Origin of the sequence: Nostoc sp., from assembly GCF_036917775.1 — a bacterium.
In the GTDB taxonomy this organism is placed as follows: domain Bacteria; phylum Cyanobacteriota; class Cyanobacteriia; order Cyanobacteriales; family Nostocaceae; genus Nostoc.
The window spans coordinates 1-15,773 of record NZ_JBALEQ010000060.1 but is presented as its reverse complement, the minus strand read 5'-3'; the positions used below and the strand labels follow the sequence as shown (position 1 = coordinate 15,773).

The window sequence follows — 15,773 nt, the reverse complement described above, 5'->3', positions numbered from 1 at the left end:
GCTATATGTAATAGCAATTACTATGGGATTAATAACTTTTTTTCAGCAAAATTCCAATAGAATTGCTTGACAACCGCGCAAAATTTAAATGGGTGAAGTTGGTATTTAGTTTGTTATTTATCTTTGGGATAATCTGTAGCTATTTTTAGAACTACATAGAAATAAAATATAAAATTAATCACTAGATATCAAACCGAGATTTTACTTAACTTTAATTAATTAATGGTGAAGCTAATTTCCAAAAAAAAAACAACAATAGTCAGAATTTTGTTAGATAGTAAAAGTTTGATTTACAGTAAAACTACGTGTCCATTCAACCGAAATTCAGCTAATAATTAAAAATAACTAATAATATTTGAAAAATAGTATGTATATTTACGCAAGCAAACATAACAAAGTGCGAGATTGCTCTTTGTTGTACTGGGGAGATATTGCAGGGCAAAATATCACTAACCCAAGCATATTAGGCTTTAGACTTTCCCCTCTTTGTCAGAAACCTATGTACCACCCTGAAAAAAGGCAGGGCTGTTTCATTCTTTCAAAGCCTCTTGAAAAGTTGGGGACAACGGAAGGAATAATTCTTCTCTTGTCTGTTTTCGTCTCTGTAAGGCTTTTATCGGAATGAAACAGCCCTGAAAATGTGGGCAAAGAAGTTAACTTTTGCGATCGAACCTGATGTTTACAGAATTGTAGTTCTGAATGCCAGGTCAGTTATCTAACTCTAAAGAATTTAGCTACGAGTCGGTTCAACCCGTGCAAAAAATAGACCGCGAATCTTGACTTCTTTTGGTTCGCCAGCACCTAAGTCTGTATCAGATGGCTGTTCGCTCTCGAAAGTACCAGCAATTTCACCACTAGAACTATCTACTTTAGCGATTTGCAGAGAAATCTTACCGTTAAGATTTTCAGCACGCTTGACGTTAGTACGGGTAAGTTCTTCATCATCGGCTTGGGCGGGGAGAGCTACGGCATTATCGTAGCCACTGACGACACCACGACCTTTGGGATCTAGGAAGGCAGCACCACGGTAGGAAGGAACTTTGAAAGTGCCTTCAAAGTCCGTAGAGGTGTTAATACTGCTCAAACTGGGTTGGGTTTGAGCAACCAAGTTTTTGATGGTGAAGAGGAAAGGTACTCGCTCACCGCCAGGAAGCTGTACGGTGATGGCTTGGAAGTCAAGACCATCAGTTTCTTCAAAGGTTAAGCTATTATCTGAGTTGATTTTTAGGTTGCCTTGCACCTGGTCAATAGTGGAAGTGTATCTAGTCAACAATTTGCCAGCAACAAATTCTGCTTCTTGGCGTTTATTAGCAGGTTCTTCTTTGATGAAAAAGCTAGTTGGTTCTAAGCAAAGTTCTTTGATGGTGTATGACTGGCTAGAATCAATGGGAATGGAACCACGGCTTGTTTCTGCTAGTTGGGGGCATTTATTCGCCAAGCCAGTGCCGCGAATTTGGTCGTAAGTAAGTACATCTCTACTACTAGTAGCAGGAGCATCACTACAAGCAGTTATTAGTCCCAGGCACAAAGCCAAGAATGCAACAATTAAAGCGCGATACCTCATGGTCAACCTCAATCTCAAAAATTAATATCTAAGTTGTAAAACTGCATCGAAGCTTTGATTTCTGACGAAAAGCCATCTTCGAACTGACACTGCGTTGCTCTGATTACCAGAATTGAAACAAATGTCAGGGCGTATAGGCTGGAAGTCGCCAGTCAAACTTTTCTCTGCTAAACGTAGTTAAACGTGTCGTTCTCTTGAGCTTGGGGAGTAAACCCCAGAAGAAGTAGCACACTGTATCCTTTTTGGATGTGTGTAACTAGGGAGCAAAAAACCAGCAGTTTTACTGTTGGTGGCATTTGTTAGAGTTGGGCGGGGGAATGAGTAAGCGCTACACAGAGCAGCATAAGTGCTTGCCTCAAAGAGTGCGAAGAGAGTTGTCTGCTTTGCACTTTGCTTTTGCCAATTGCAAAAGCAGCATCGCCCAAGTCTTTTTGTATCATGTATGTGACGCTACTACATACAGCCCATTGTTTGATGGGTAAATTAGCCAGATCATACGATTTTTTTTAACTCAAAATCAAAGTACTCTTAATTAACAAAGTCTCGTCCTGATCGCATCTAGCTGATGTGGAGGCTATGCTAAAGGTTACTACGCTCTTTTAGGAGCGATCGCAATTGCTTTTAATAAAGATACAAATCTAGTTATATTCAACCCTTACTTAGGGAAGAGCAAAGGCGGTGAGTCTAGCAAAAAACCATCTAAAAGCTTACAGTAGCTTCATTTTCTGGGCTTAATGTCTAGAGTAAGTATTGGCAAACTAGGGAAAATTAAAAATCTCCGGTAAATTTGAGTTGGCCTCATTTATACGGAAAAGTTGGCATGAACCATAACAAAAATCTGGAATCAGGGGAGTTGTCCTGTAAACTGCAAGCGATCGCAACTGTGGTGTATGATGCCGTGCAGGGTTGTGAAGGTAAGACTTCTGATCTTTTGGCAATGCTTAGGCAATTAGAACAGTTACACAGAGAGATCCGAGATGGGGTTTTTCAAGAGAGTTTGCCTGTTAACCGTCGGCAACTTTACTCACTCCTCAAAGATATTGAGTCTGAGGGAGGCTGGCCTTATATCGAGCGTATGAGACTACAAGCTTTTCTAGCGAATTTGCCACAAGAGGCTCCCCCAGAAAATAGCCGTGAAGTTTTAGAGAGCGATCGCTCCTTTGCTGATTAACTCGAAAATTATTTTCTAGCTCTGAATTCACAACCCCGATCGCCTCATCAACCGCTAAACCAAGAGCGGTTGCTCATTGAGGCTTCAACTTAATTCATAATTAAAAAGAGTTTTTAGTGGTTATGCCATTACAAAGAAAGCGATCGCGCTCCTCAAGATTACGGTTGTGCTTGAGGTAATCACCCACCCAGTCGCAACCACGAACAAGCAGATCGTCAAGATTTAAATTCCACAGAATTATCGTGTTGTCATCACTAGCTGATGCTAGTGTTTGACCATCTGGGCTAAAACTGACACTTAACACTGGCGCACGATGCCCATTCAGACTTTTAATTAATTTGCCTTCATGACTCCAAAGTTTTACTGTACTATCCCAACTGGCGGCGGCAAGCAATTCACCATTAGGACTGAAAGTTACAGCGTTGACGCTATCGCTATACCCCTTTAATAAGGTTTTTAACAACGTACCATCCCGTCGCCACAGTTTTACTGTGTTATCCCAACTAGCAGAAGCCAGCAACTCATCAGTGGGACTAAAGCTGACACCTAACACCCAACTGTCATGGGGCGAAAAGGTTTTGAGCAATTTGCCTTCACGGTTCCACAGTTTTACAGTTTGGTCATCACTGGCAGAGGCTAAAATCTGACTATCAGGGCTAAAATTTACGCTATTTACCCAACCTTGATGCCCCACTAAGGTTTTGAGTAACTTACCTTGACGGTTCCAAAGCTTCACGGTTTTATCTTTGCTAGCTGATGCCAAAAACTGACCATCAGGGCTGAAATTCACGCTCATCACACTATCGCTATGTCCGTGAAGAGTCATGATTAAGGTACCGTCAAGCCGCCAAAGTTTCACGGTTTTGTCATAACTTCCTGAAGCCAGCATTTTACCCTTGGGGTCAAAACTGACACTAGGAACTTTACTTGTGTGCCCCACTAAAGTTTTGTAAAGTCGAGTTTTGACCTCGCCATTACTAGTGTATTTCTTCCAGAGTTTTACAGTGCGATCGCTGCTACCAGAAGCCAGCATCTGACCGTTGGGGCTCCAAGTAACGCTCAAAACTCGATCTCGATGCCCTTGAAGAGTAGACGGTGTTGGGGCATTTAAACTCCATAGTTTCACGCTTTTGTCGAAACTTCCAGAAGCCAGCAATTTGTTATTTGGACTGAAAGCGATAGTAACAACAGCATCACTGTGTCCTTTGAAGGTTTTGAGTAAAGTACCAGTTAGACTCCAGAAGTTTATGGCATTGTCTTCGCCTGCGGAAGCTAACTTTTTACCATCAGAACTAAAGCTCAAACTCCATACTGTACTGCTATGCTGCCGTAAATTTTTGTAAAGACGAAAGTCAAAACCTTCTTTAGTATCGTTATTCTCACGTCGCCAAAGTTTCACTGTCTTGTCTCGACCGGCTGACGCTAAAAATTTACCGTCGGGGCTGAAAACAGCTACAGTCACACCCTGCTGATGTCCCTGCAATGTTGTAACCAAGCTACCATCCCGTCGCCAGATTTTCACTGTCTTGTCATCGCTCGACGAAGCGATTAATTGACCATCGGGACTAAAGTTTACCCAGTTAACCCACCCTCGGTGTCCTCTCAGGATTTTTACTAATGTACCGTCTTTGCGCCAGAGTTTTATGGTTGTATCCTTACTGGCAGTAGCTAACAACTCGCCATCAGGACTGAAATTAACGCTATAAACCCAATCTTTATGTCCTTTCAGGGTTTTATATGGCTTGGGATCAAATTCACCTGTAACCGGGTTTTTACTCCAGATTTGTACTGTTTTGTCGAGGCTAGCGGACGCTAGGGTTTGACCATCTGGGCTGAAGCTTACACTGGTAACGGCATCAGTGTGACCTTTGAGGGTTTGCAGTAAAGTACCATCAGGATGCCAAATTTTCACAGTCTGATCTCGGCTACCTGATGCTAGGGTTTGACCATCTGGGCTGAAAGTTACTCCCCAGACAATATCAGTGTGCCCTTCTAAGCGGTTGACTTCTGTTACCCCATAAACCGCCTGTTGCAGGGCTGTTACCACCCGCATTCGGGTATCTGGTTGCACTCCATCTGCGTGTTTCAGTTCTCTCCAAGCCCGCAAACTTTCTAATAAAGCATCAAACTCTTTATTAGATGCAAATAGAGCTTCGCTAGCAGCCGTGATTCCACTAATCCTCAAGTTGGTTTCACTGCGTTCAGCTCGTAAAGTTTGGTGAATTGCTGCTGTTTTTTGCAAGTCGGCTTGCCACCATAATGCTGCTATTGTTCCCCCCATGATTGCCAGCATTACGCCTACAAACCGTGCTTCTCGTAGTCGCCGTTGCAACGCCAAATTGAGTTGCTTTTGACTCAGTTGTTGGGCTACTTCTGCTCTAATTTTTTCGAGTTTGATTTTTTCAAACTCGGCAAGCATACCATAATTATTTTTTTGGCGAATTGGTTCAACTAAATAATCGTGAACTAGCTGGTAGCGATCGCCTAATTCTTCTCTGACTCGCAACACCAAACCTGAACCCACCAATATTTCTAAAATCAGTTCCCCAACTGTGTCAAAGGTTGATATTGTGTCTATATAATGGTTATTAACTAATGTAACCGCTAAATCAGCTTTACTTTTTAACGGTCGCGTCCCTTTTTCATCAGTTAACTCAAATAATAATTTCCAACTTAGGTCTTCATTCTCCGGGCCGCAGTCTTTGATCACTTCCCCTAGCCAGCGTTCAACTAATTTTGCCGAGCCACCACAAAGCTTGTATTCTCCAAGGGTAGTAATATTTTCTATTTGTAGTTGAGCGCCAACTATTTGTAATTCAATTGGATGTACTTCATCTAGTTCTCCTGTCAAATCCTGGACTAATCGGTTAACTAATTCATCACTCAGTTCATAATGAGAACGTTGAGTAAGACTGTGAATTATAGCTTTAGCATCCTGACTAGAGAATTTTCCTAGATAGTAGCGAATGTCCTTATCGAGAATATTTTTATTAATTACACCTAAATCATATAGTCCAATACTATTTTTTTGGCTTAAGCGTTCAAATTCTAATAAACGATGTAAATAATCTTCTCTTAAGGAAAGAATAATTTTTACATAAGAAATATTTAAACACTCACTAAAAAATTGATAAAATTCTATTCTTTGTGTAGGAGAATTGCTAATAAAAAACAATTCTTCAAACTGATCTAATATGATAATTATTGTATAGTTTCGCTCGACTGCTAAACGAATTTTTTCTACCAGTACATTGAATGTAGAGTCAGGATTAACTGATATTCCTGTGTATGCCAGAGCCTGATTTAGACTACTTATTAAGACTGTCAGCCAATCAGTATAAACAGACAAAATAATAGGTATAGGAATGCGTTCTCCGATAACTTTTCCTGTCAGGGCTGGGACTAAACCAGCTTTGAGAATTGAACTTTTACCTACGCCTGATGGCCCATAAATTACTGTAAGTTTATAGTCAGCACGACTAATTCTTTCAATCAAACGATTGACATCTTGCTGTCGTCCTGAAGCTGATATTTCTTGGGCAACTCCTTCAGGAATAAACGGGATTTTTTGAGTTTCCAATGCTGGGTTAATTCTAGATCGTTGCGGCTGTAATTGACTTGCCCCAATGAAGGCGCGAAACCCATACTGATGTTCTATCTGAATTTTTTCTTGCTTGAGTTTAAAGGCTTCTGTATAGTTATGACGCTCAAAAAAGTAAAGCGATCGCAGTTCCTCTAAAATCTCTAAATATAGTGATGGCTGATGTTGTAGCTCACAAACTACCCTCGCCCATTCCAGGTTATTTATCGCTTCTTCTGATTCACCTAGATGTCGCTGTGTATGTGCAAGCAACAGAAGATACCAACTTTCTTGTCGTCGTGTTCGCAAAGCATCTCGCAGAGAAATTTCTGTTGCTTCTTCGGAAATAGAAAGTGCTGCATTCGCTAATTCATGAGCTAGTACCCAATTCGACTCTGAAATTGCCACATTTGCCAAAAAACCATAATTTTGAGCAATTTGTGCGGGAGTTCCATAGGTTTTATTTAGAAGTAATGACTTTTGAGCTAATTTTTTTAAGTCGTCCCAGGCCTGTAAACGTTGCAGCATTTCACAAGCAGGCAAAATAAATTTAGCAACTAAGTCTTCTCTTTGTACCTCCTCCAATACATCTAGGCATCGTTTAAACCACAAGAGGGCATGTTCACAATATCTACTATTACTATTGTGCTGTAAGTCTGCCATGCGGTGATAACACAGCCCCATCTGGAATAGTACTATTGCTTGCTTGAGTAAAAGCGAGGGAGGTTGAGAAGATGAGAGAGGTAAAGAAGAATTACTCTCCAACTCAGCTACCCTCTTCGTTTCCTGCTGCCATAATGCTAGGCTTGTTTGATAATTGCCTAAGGCAGCATTAATTTGATCGTTAGCATATTTATCTCGTCCTAACACAAATTCTAAACTAGCTTCTAATCCTGGTGTTAATTGAACACCATATAAGCGCAGCAAATCATTACGGGCTGATTCTATTTCGTGGCGGTGTTGAGACTTAGGATCTAAATCTAGGGAGGCATTAGATAAAAATGTTTCAGCACCTGCTTCTAAAACTTTGGCAAACAGTGATTCTGCTTCTTGATGGATCAAAGCAATTAAATCTGCTTTTGCCATTTCAAATTTAATCGTAGTTGCAGCCCAACTTTTAAAATCAGGTGCTAATTTGGACAACAATGATGCAACTTCATCTTGTAGCCACAACACTACTGGAAATGGAAAAGTTGCAGCATAGATATCTCGTGCTTGGTTAATGCCTGTAAGTAAGTTTTCTAAGTCGATTGCTGACTCAATACCAAAAACCATAACAGCAGCTGGCAAAGAGTCTGTGAGGACAGCAGGATTATTTAAGGATAGTTCTGAGACTATTGTATTGTGTAAGGAATTTGTTGACGAATTGAGGACGATTTCTCTGATATTAGTATCTTTGGTGATGGAGCGAATATTTTCTAACATTTGCTCACGTAATTGCCCATAGTTACACCGAACTAAAATTAGGGCAAATTGACCTTCAGAAAGTGCGATCGCTCTAATCAGTCTTTGCAATGTATGCTGATTTTCTTTTGTGGAGACGTGTAGCTGCTTGTCAGTAATCATTTGTTCTTGGGCATTGGGCATGGGGCAAAACAGTTCCGAGTTCCGAGTTCCCAGTGCTGAGTAAAGAAGTGAGATTCCCTACTGGGCACTCAGCACTCATTACTCAGCACTCTTGAGGGGCATGGGGCATTAGTTATTAGTCCAATGGCCAAGGACAAAGGACTAATGACTATTAACTTACCTAGCACGATTACTTTTGTTGTTGCCAAGCTAAAACTTTTTCTGTTTCTGCTAGGGCTGGACTGATGCCAAACCAGCGCCCTAGAGGGTCACGGTATTCGAACAAATACATACTTCGTAGTAAGCTTTGATAGTCAGACTCACCTTTGACTCTCTGTTGTTGCACTACTTCAAACAATAATTCCCACTGAGATTCATCAATAGCTAATAGCAGATCGTCGCGGTAGTCTTTAATCACAGCTTCTAAACATTCTCTAGAAAAAGGTGGATCTTGTCGTTGCAGGCAGCTATAAAGTAAACCCAATAAGTTGCGAATGTGGCCACCGCTAACGCGACATATTCGATCCAAGGTTTGGGAATGATCGAATAATTCTGTAATTAATAAAAGCCTTTCATTCAAAGAAACTTCAGGAAAAGCTCTTGCTAAGACTAACTGGCGTACTAGTGACATCCCTGGTTCGTAGTCACTGCCATCTCTTTGCCGCACTAATACCATCGGCAGGACTTTTGGCGCAATCCCTCCCCCCAGGCGATTTTTTAATGTTTCGTACTCATTGGAGAAAATTAGCGTTAGGGGAATTGTGTAAACTAGGTGGCATTTGAGCCGACGCAGCTGTTCGCCTCGGTCGATAAAGAGATATTCTGGTTGCGATCGCCCTGATGCTAAGGGACGCATATCGACTCGATCCAAATTATCTACGATCACTACCAGTCCTTTTTGACCCCGCAGCTTTAACTGTTCAATAGCCCTTTCTAAAATTTCTTCGTTAATCGCTTGCAAAATACTATTGGTACGTGGTTCCAAATATTGCCTCAGTTGATTCCGCATCTGAGTGCTATCTTTAGTTTTGGCGGTAATTTTGGCAATACCCAAGGATAATTCTGCTTGTCCAGAAAGCTCTATAGGGCTTTGTAAAAAATCGCCTACTTCTTTAAACAAATTGCTAAAGTAACCACCTTTGAGTTTGATGTTAATGCTTTCTAAACTGGCACTGACTTGACGGGCTACACTCAGCAAGATATCGCTGATATCAATATCCGCCATGTCTAAGTCTTGACTGGACTCAAAATAAACCACATGAAATCCTGCCAATTCTAGTTCTGTTTTGAGGCGCTGCAATTCCGTTGATTTACCGCAGCCAATGTGACCCGTAAATAACTGACAGGTTGGCTCATCAGGAGAAATCCGAACTATAGTCCGTTGCAATTCTTCGACAATCTTACAACCACGGACATCAGCAAAATCTATGTAATACTGGCGATCTAACACGTTGCTTATATTAAGCGTGTAGCTTGGATTACATGCTTTATAAAAACGTGACAAATTGAATGTCGTTTTCATGTATGTATAGGTGAATGTAGACGCATGTGTAGATGCAGTTAACTCGTATTTTTTATACAAATAATCTCTAACTTTGATGTAGTCACACAATTAATTCGCAAGTTGGTAGTATCTTGCAAAAAACAGCACTTATTACAGAATCACTGTCAGTATCTGTCAGTAGTATGATAGAGATTTAATTGACCCTAATAACCTTAAACATATCTGTCCTTTTTACATCTACTATTGAGGTTTTGACAATCTCATAGCTTTTCTTTAACCTCATACAAACCTTGATGGCAGAGTTAATCAGTAAAAAAAGCTACTCGATAATATTATTCCCTGTTTGTATAGTTAATGAGACATCACTAGTATGAATTATAGCAATCTATACAGAGACAAGGAAAAACTTATCTATCACTTCACATTCTATTTGTCAATAAAACAAAATCAGCAATATTTAATTTAAGATTTTGTAATCTTTAAAGAAAAGATGTTTTATGTCCCTTGTCAAAAAGACAACAGTGAGTTAAGAATGGACACCGGAAACTTTAATAGGAAGAATGACTAGAAGTCTGCCAACCCAAAAATGCGCTTGTGAGGGCTGGGGAAAGGGAAAAGGGGAAAGGGTAAGGGATTTAAACCCTTTCACCCTTCCCCCTTAACCTTTACCCCGCTTTCGTCACGAAAGCAAATTACTAGAGACTACGTTCGTTGTGTACTTACTGTAAAGTGTTACTAAAAATAAAAAAAGTCTTGAGGAGAGCGGCTAACAGATGCCGACAGTGTTTACTGAAATTAATAATGATACAAGCGCGTCAAGGAATTTGGATTGTAACCAGAAAGGGGTTTGAATGGCTGGCATAATATCAGTTTCCCGCACGGATCTTGCCCAGCGTCGTAAAAAATTACGTCGGCGACGGCAGATGAGAATTATTCAAGCTATTTGGCGAACCTTTGCCATTACCGGTTTGGCGTGTGGATTGCTGTGGGTAGCAATTCAACCAGTATGGGTGTTAAAAACTCCCAAACAAGTAGTGATGAAATCAGGCAATCAATTACTGTCAGATGAGACGACTCAATCCCTATTAGTGCTATCTTACCCCCAATCTTTGTGGCGGATTGAACCAGCAGCGATCGCAAACTCTTTGAAAAAACAACCAACTATTGCCCAAGCGATCGTGAGACGTCGCTTGTTTCCTCCCGGATTAAACATCGAAATCCAAGAACGAGTCCCTGTCGCAATGACTCAAACAGCAAGTGGGGCAAATCAGGGCACCGATAATAAAAAAGTCACAATCGGCTTACTAGATGCAAGTGGGGCCTGGATACCTTTAGAAAAATACACATCACTGAATCCCACTAGGAAATTACCCAATCTCAGAGTAATTGGATCGCCCAAACAATACTGTCTCAACTGGACTCAAATTCATCAAGCTATCAGCCAAAGTACTGTGAAAGTAGTGGAAATTGATTGCCAAAATCCAGCGAATTTAATTTTGAAAACAGAACTAGGAAATGTGCATCTTGGCGTTCCAGGTTCTCAATTGCCTGAACAAATTAAGGTACTCGCCCAAATGCGCCATTTATCAGCAAAACTCGATTCTGGTCAAATAGAGTATATTGATCTGAAAAATCCCGATTTCCCCTTAGTACAAATGAACCAAAAAGACCAAAAATTAACTCCCAAAAACCCTAAAAATATCTAGCGTGTTTAATGTATTGATAGCTCTTAGTAAATTAAGAAGCTTTATGCTGATAAATATATTTCTTATTTTCAGTTTTCCAGCAACTCGCACGAAAATCGGCATTAACTTCTAATTAAAATGAGAAGATCAATCATAAAATCTTTCTTGTGAGTAAAACACTCTCAAATTGTTACCCTAACATTAGGGTGCAAGATGTCTGACAATCTAACTTTGGTCTGTTGAGGATACTTCCAAAGACAGTTTACTGAAGTGAAAATATGTAACTTAAAGTACTACCAAAGATTGCGTAAAGGCTACTTTTGGGCAATCAGTTTGGACTATTCCGTACCGTATTTCTTAATTAGGTTACAAAACCTCTAGGAAAATCTTGATTTGTTGACCACACTAGTGAGGGTTCTCGTAAGATAGACTATTGCTCCAACAAAGTGTCCATTAAGACCCCCCAAACAACAAATTAATCAGGTATAGTCTGACAAGTAAATTCTTGCTTACTTCAACCTTAAGAATAAGTAAGTATCAGGTAAATTTTGTGTCTAAAGTTGCAATTATCCCCAATGGTGAAACCTATTAACAATATTATTGAGGCAGCTAAGATGCGCTGTAGTGTGTCTTTAGAAGTTATGTCCTCCGATGAGAAAAATGAAGAGATTAATGTCTGGTTGAAGTTATACAGGTCACTTTTAGATAAATATAGGTATACTTCTTTAGAATTGGCTGTGCGATCGGCTGCATTAAAAGCTGATCTCATAGCAAATTTTCATACCGCCAATTCTGTTAGGCTTGGCAGTAGTGAAAATAAAGAACAGTGCCATAGTATTGTGGCAGTGTCAAACTATAGTTGACTCTTAAGTGAATAGCACCTGGAAAAGTCGTTTATCTACCCTCTCACAAATCCAATGACACTTGATAATAACCAAGGACTCACCTATAAAAATTCCCAATCTCCGGGACAGCCTGGGTTTTCTCTGGCAGTTAACTCGACCAATCCCTTTAATAACTCTGGGATGAACTTCGGACAAAATCACGATAATAAGAAAATTTTTACGGAAAATAGCCGCATTGGGGAGATTGTTCCTGGTCGGGTTGCCAACATTAAAGTGATTGGTGTCGGTGGCGGCGGTGGTAATGCCGTTAACCGCATGATCGAATCTGATGTCTCTGGTGTAGAGTTTTGGTCAATTAATACTGATGCCCAAGCTTTAACTCTGGCAGGGGCTCCTAGTAGATTGCAAATTGGACAAAAACTAACGCGGGGCTTAGGAGCAGGTGGTAATCCTGCAATTGGTCAAAAGGCAGCTGAGGAATCACGAGACGAAATTGCTACAGCTTTAGAGGGTGCAGACCTAGTATTTATTACAGCTGGTATGGGCGGTGGTACTGGAACAGGTGCAGCCCCAATCGTGGCAGAAGTAGCCAAAGAAATGGGCGCTCTCACTGTTGGGGTAGTCACACGTCCATTCGTCTTTGAAGGTCGCCGTCGTACCAGCCAAGCAGAACAAGGTATTGAAGGACTAAAAAGTAGAGTAGATACACTGATCATTATTCCTAACAACAAATTGCTGGAAGTGATCCCCGAACAAACACCTGTGCAAGAAGCTTTTCGCTATGCAGATGATGTGCTGCGTCAAGGGGTGCAAGGTATTTCTGATATCATCACAATTCCCGGTTTGGTAAATGTTGACTTTGCTGATGTCCGCGCTGTAATGGCAGATGCAGGATCGGCATTGATGGGAATTGGGGTTAGTTCTGGAAAATCTCGAGCCAGAGAAGCTGCGATCGCGGCTATTTCTTCACCGTTACTAGAATGTTCTATTGAAGGTGCTAGAGGGGTTGTCTTTAATATTACAGGTGGTACTGATCTTACTTTACATGAAGTGAATGCAGCCGCAGAAGCAATCTATGAAGTAGTTGATCCCAACGCCAATATTATTTTTGGGGCTGTAATTGATGACAGACTCCAAGGTGAGGTCAGAATTACTGTAATTGCCACCGGGTTTACAGGTGAAGTGCAAGCTGCGGTACAACAAAGCGTAGCTAGCGTTCGAGTAGCACCTAATACCTCCAAGCGACCAACAACACAACAACCCACAGTTAATCCCCCAACCTCAACTCCAAGTTCAACTCCAACTCCAACTCCAACTCCAACTCCAGAACCAAAAGAAAAACCTGGATTGGATATACCTGACTTCTTGAGAAACCGACAAAGACCACGGAATTAAAAGATTTTGGATTTGAGATTTTAGATTAAATTAGCAGTCTCAGGTTAGGCTGAGTGCTGTATAAAATCTGTTAGTTTCAGGGTTTACCAAAAGCAGGGATAAGCAATCCGTTGCCATCCCTAATTTTGTTAATTGGTAAAGAAATTTGTTAACGCTACTTATAAAATTAACTTGGGTAGGGTTCTACTAGCTCCCATGTCTAGCTTTGCTTTTGGAACCAATAAATCAGAACACCTGGCCAACTAGGAATGCTTAAATGTAGCTCGTCATGACATTGCTACATCTACCACCGCGATCCATTAAACTTATATTCTGTATAAACAAAGCAGCGTGGGTGAGTTGCCTACGCAAGCACCCGAAGTAATTCTATTTTTTAGAAAATATGACACCAAGTAAAAATAATTTACATTTATCAATGAAGGCAAGAGACAGAATCAAAACCGCCTGTACTTTAGAACTGCCTTCACCAGTAGTAGATAAGACCTTGACTGAACTCTAGTTCAGCGGCTTCAAATCAGCAGAGGATTTGACCACTGCTGATTTATTCTTCCTGCCTCCTTCAATTCAATGACTGTTCAATCCATTGAATAACCTGATAACCAAGGTGAGTACCATCTAGACGATCAATTTCACGAATTCCTGTAGGACTGGTGACATTAACTTCAGTTAAGTAGCCACCAATAACATCTATACCTACAAAAATTAAACCGTCTTGGCGTAAGCGTTCGGCTACTTGGGTACAAATTTCATGTTCTCTTGGGGTAATTTCAGTTTGAGCGACTGTACCACCAGTTGCCATATTATTGCGAAAATCACTTCCGCTAGAGAGGCGATTGAGCGCACCAATCGGTTCACCATTGAGCAGAATAATTCGTTTATCTCCTTCTTTTGCTTCCGGTAGATAGGTTTGTACCATTACTGGCACTCGACCTTGGAGGGTACTAAGTTCGACAATGGAGTTAAAATTGCGATCGCTCGATTGCAAAAATAAAATTCCTTCCCCGGCTTTGTTTCCCAGGGGTTTGAGAACAGCTGCCCCCTTTGCTTCAACAAATTGCCGAATAAACTGCTTATCAGCACTGACAATCGTTTCTGGAATCGCTTTGGTAAACTGGAGGGCATACATTTTTTCATTTGCCCCTCGAATACCGCTAGGACTGTTAATCAGCAGAGTTTTATTTTGGTCAACATAATCCAAAATGTACGTGGCATAGAGGTAAGAATCATTGACAGGTGGATCTGTCCGCATAAATACGGCATCCATTGTCTCTAAAGAAGTTAAGGAGGAATCACTTAATTTATACCAAGGATTCGCCGCTATCCAGCGTCTCTCCACCAACTGTACTGGTACAAGTTCAACTCGCTGTAGGACAGCCCAAGCTTTGCCCTCCACCACACTCAGCAGATTTACTTGAGTTACCCAAACTTCGTGTCCCAGGATTTGCGCTGCTTCGATCAGGGCAATGCTGGTATCATGACACGGGTCAAGCAGATGGATCGGATCAATGATAAAAGCCAGTTTCACCCTTTATACCTCAATCACCAAGAAATTAAATGGTTGTTCAATTATTATCTCTTGATGATCTTACTAATTGATGTACATCTGTACTGCTGAGTAGGAACTGGAGGGTAAAGTCTTGTGGACAGATACTTTTGCGAGAAAAATTTCGTAAACAGAGTTGTAGCGACTGCCGTGTTATTTGTAGTGGCTTGTCGCTAGTGCAATATCTTCTAGACTTACACAGAAGTTAGTAGCTCATCTAGCTTGCCTTGACTGTCTAAAGCGTGGATGTCATCACAACCACCAATATGGTCATCATTGATGAAAATTTGTGGTAAAGAGCGCCTTCCATTTGCTCTTTGAGCCATTTTATTTCTGGCTGTCTCATCTCCGTCAATGCTGTATTCTGTAAATTCAACACCCTTACTCTTCAGCAAACTTTTGGCACGAATACAAAACGGGCAAGTCCTCCAAGTGTAAATTTCTACTTTTGCAGCCATAATGTCCTCAACTTGATTTAATACTTTTTAATTTTAGAACGTTGCAACTGGCTGTAGGTGTTCTATGCCGTTTTGACTTTACTTTCAGAAGTGGCTAACTAAATTCAGTTATTGGTTTCGCTGAGTTCCTTCAAGATCCGCTACACTTAGTCAGCTTTTTGTGCAGAACTATGCAAAACGAAAAATCGTTGAAAAGCCTAGAAACAATGAAAGCTTTGCAACGATTTATAATTATTAGCCTATTTACACCATATTGTACTTAATCAATTTTTACAGAATATAGGGTATGCACACTTGATTTTCTAAAAAACAGTATTTACTTTTATGGAAGTATCTGGTAGTTCTCAGTATTGAGAACTAGAAAACTGCTCAGAGGGTGACAACCTACCTATAAAGGTTGCTGCATAAGGGATAGGGCATAGAAACCACGCTGAAAATAGAGCCGTTTATGGGGTTTGAGCG

Annotated in this window: 9 protein-coding genes; 4 read left to right on the top strand and 5 right to left on the bottom strand. The window is 40.7% G+C overall.

Annotated elements, in window-relative coordinates; translation table 11 throughout:
* Window positions 1-730: 730 nt before the first annotated feature.
* On the bottom strand, window positions 731-1,564 hold the full coding sequence (locus V7K69_RS10165) for a photosystem II manganese-stabilizing polypeptide (RefSeq protein ID WP_335033865.1): 834 nt from the start codon (window positions 1,562-1,564) through the stop codon (window positions 731-733).
* A gap of 820 nt (window positions 1,565-2,384) precedes the next feature.
* Here V7K69_RS10165 and V7K69_RS10160 point away from each other — a divergent pair.
* A complete protein-coding gene (locus V7K69_RS10160) occupies window positions 2,385-2,735 on the top strand; it encodes a hypothetical protein (protein ID WP_335033863.1) in 351 nt (116 codons plus the stop codon).
* A gap of 100 nt (window positions 2,736-2,835) precedes the next feature.
* On the opposite strand, the gene V7K69_RS10155 is transcribed toward V7K69_RS10160, so the two are convergent.
* Together V7K69_RS10155 and V7K69_RS10150 are read right to left on the bottom strand one after the other, a co-directional pair.
* Window positions 2,836-7,881 carry an nSTAND1 domain-containing NTPase gene (locus V7K69_RS10155; protein ID WP_335033936.1) on the bottom strand — a complete coding sequence of 1,682 codons (5,046 nt, stop codon included), beginning with the start codon at window positions 7,879-7,881 and terminating at the stop codon, window positions 2,836-2,838.
* Between the two features lie 190 nt (window positions 7,882-8,071).
* Entirely contained in the window at window positions 8,072-9,403 is a 1,332-nt protein-coding gene (locus tag V7K69_RS10150) for a P-loop NTPase fold protein (RefSeq protein WP_335033861.1), read from the bottom strand.
* Window positions 9,404-10,236: 833 nt separating this feature from the next.
* Between V7K69_RS10150 and V7K69_RS10145 the strand changes: the two genes are divergently transcribed.
* From V7K69_RS10145 to ftsZ, 3 genes are all read left to right on the top strand, one after another.
* Window positions 10,237-11,091, top strand: coding sequence for a cell division protein FtsQ/DivIB (locus tag V7K69_RS10145; RefSeq protein ID WP_335033859.1), 855 nt, complete (start codon window positions 10,237-10,239; stop codon window positions 11,089-11,091).
* Window positions 11,092-11,645: 554 nt separating this feature from the next.
* Window positions 11,646-11,933: a hypothetical protein gene (locus tag V7K69_RS10140; protein ID WP_335033857.1), complete on the top strand. Its 288-nt coding sequence runs from the start codon at window positions 11,646-11,648 to the stop codon at window positions 11,931-11,933.
* Between the two features lie 54 nt (window positions 11,934-11,987).
* The gene (gene ftsZ, locus V7K69_RS10135) at window positions 11,988-13,310 is read left to right on the top strand and encodes a cell division protein FtsZ (protein WP_335033855.1); all 1,323 of its coding nucleotides are present in this window, start codon (window positions 11,988-11,990) and stop codon (window positions 13,308-13,310) included.
* Window positions 13,311-13,869: 559 nt separating this feature from the next.
* Here the strand turns inward: ftsZ and gshB are convergent.
* A complete protein-coding gene (gshB, locus tag V7K69_RS10130) occupies window positions 13,870-14,835 on the bottom strand; it encodes a glutathione synthase (protein ID WP_335033853.1) in 966 nt (321 codons plus the stop codon).
* A 212-nt stretch (window positions 14,836-15,047) separates the two neighbouring features.
* Window positions 15,048-15,311: a glutaredoxin 3 gene (grxC, locus tag V7K69_RS10125; RefSeq protein WP_163934385.1), complete on the bottom strand. Its 264-nt coding sequence runs from the start codon at window positions 15,309-15,311 to the stop codon at window positions 15,048-15,050.
* Window positions 15,312-15,773: the final 462 nt, after the last annotated feature.

What these genes read in the sequence shown, in the direction of transcription:
- V7K69_RS10165 (WP_335033865.1), bottom strand. Translation starts at nt 1,564, where the DNA reads ATGAGGTATCGCGCTTTAATTGTTGCATTCTTGGCTTTGTGCCTGGGA.
- V7K69_RS10140 (WP_335033857.1), top strand. Translation starts at nt 11,646, where the DNA reads ATGGTGAAACCTATTAACAATATTATTGAGGCAGCTAAGATGCGCTGT.
- V7K69_RS10160 (WP_335033863.1), top strand. Translation starts at nt 2,385, where the DNA reads ATGAACCATAACAAAAATCTGGAATCAGGGGAGTTGTCCTGTAAACTG.
- grxC (WP_163934385.1), bottom strand. Translation starts at nt 15,311, where the DNA reads ATGGCTGCAAAAGTAGAAATTTACACTTGGAGGACTTGCCCGTTTTGT.
- V7K69_RS10150 (WP_335033861.1), bottom strand. Translation starts at nt 9,403, where the DNA reads ATGAAAACGACATTCAATTTGTCACGTTTTTATAAAGCATGTAATCCA.
- ftsZ (WP_335033855.1), top strand. Translation starts at nt 11,988, where the DNA reads ATGACACTTGATAATAACCAAGGACTCACCTATAAAAATTCCCAATCT.
- V7K69_RS10145 (WP_335033859.1), top strand. Translation starts at nt 10,237, where the DNA reads ATGGCTGGCATAATATCAGTTTCCCGCACGGATCTTGCCCAGCGTCGT.
- V7K69_RS10155 (WP_335033936.1), bottom strand. Translation starts at nt 7,881, where the DNA reads ATGATTACTGACAAGCAGCTACACGTCTCCACAAAAGAAAATCAGCAT.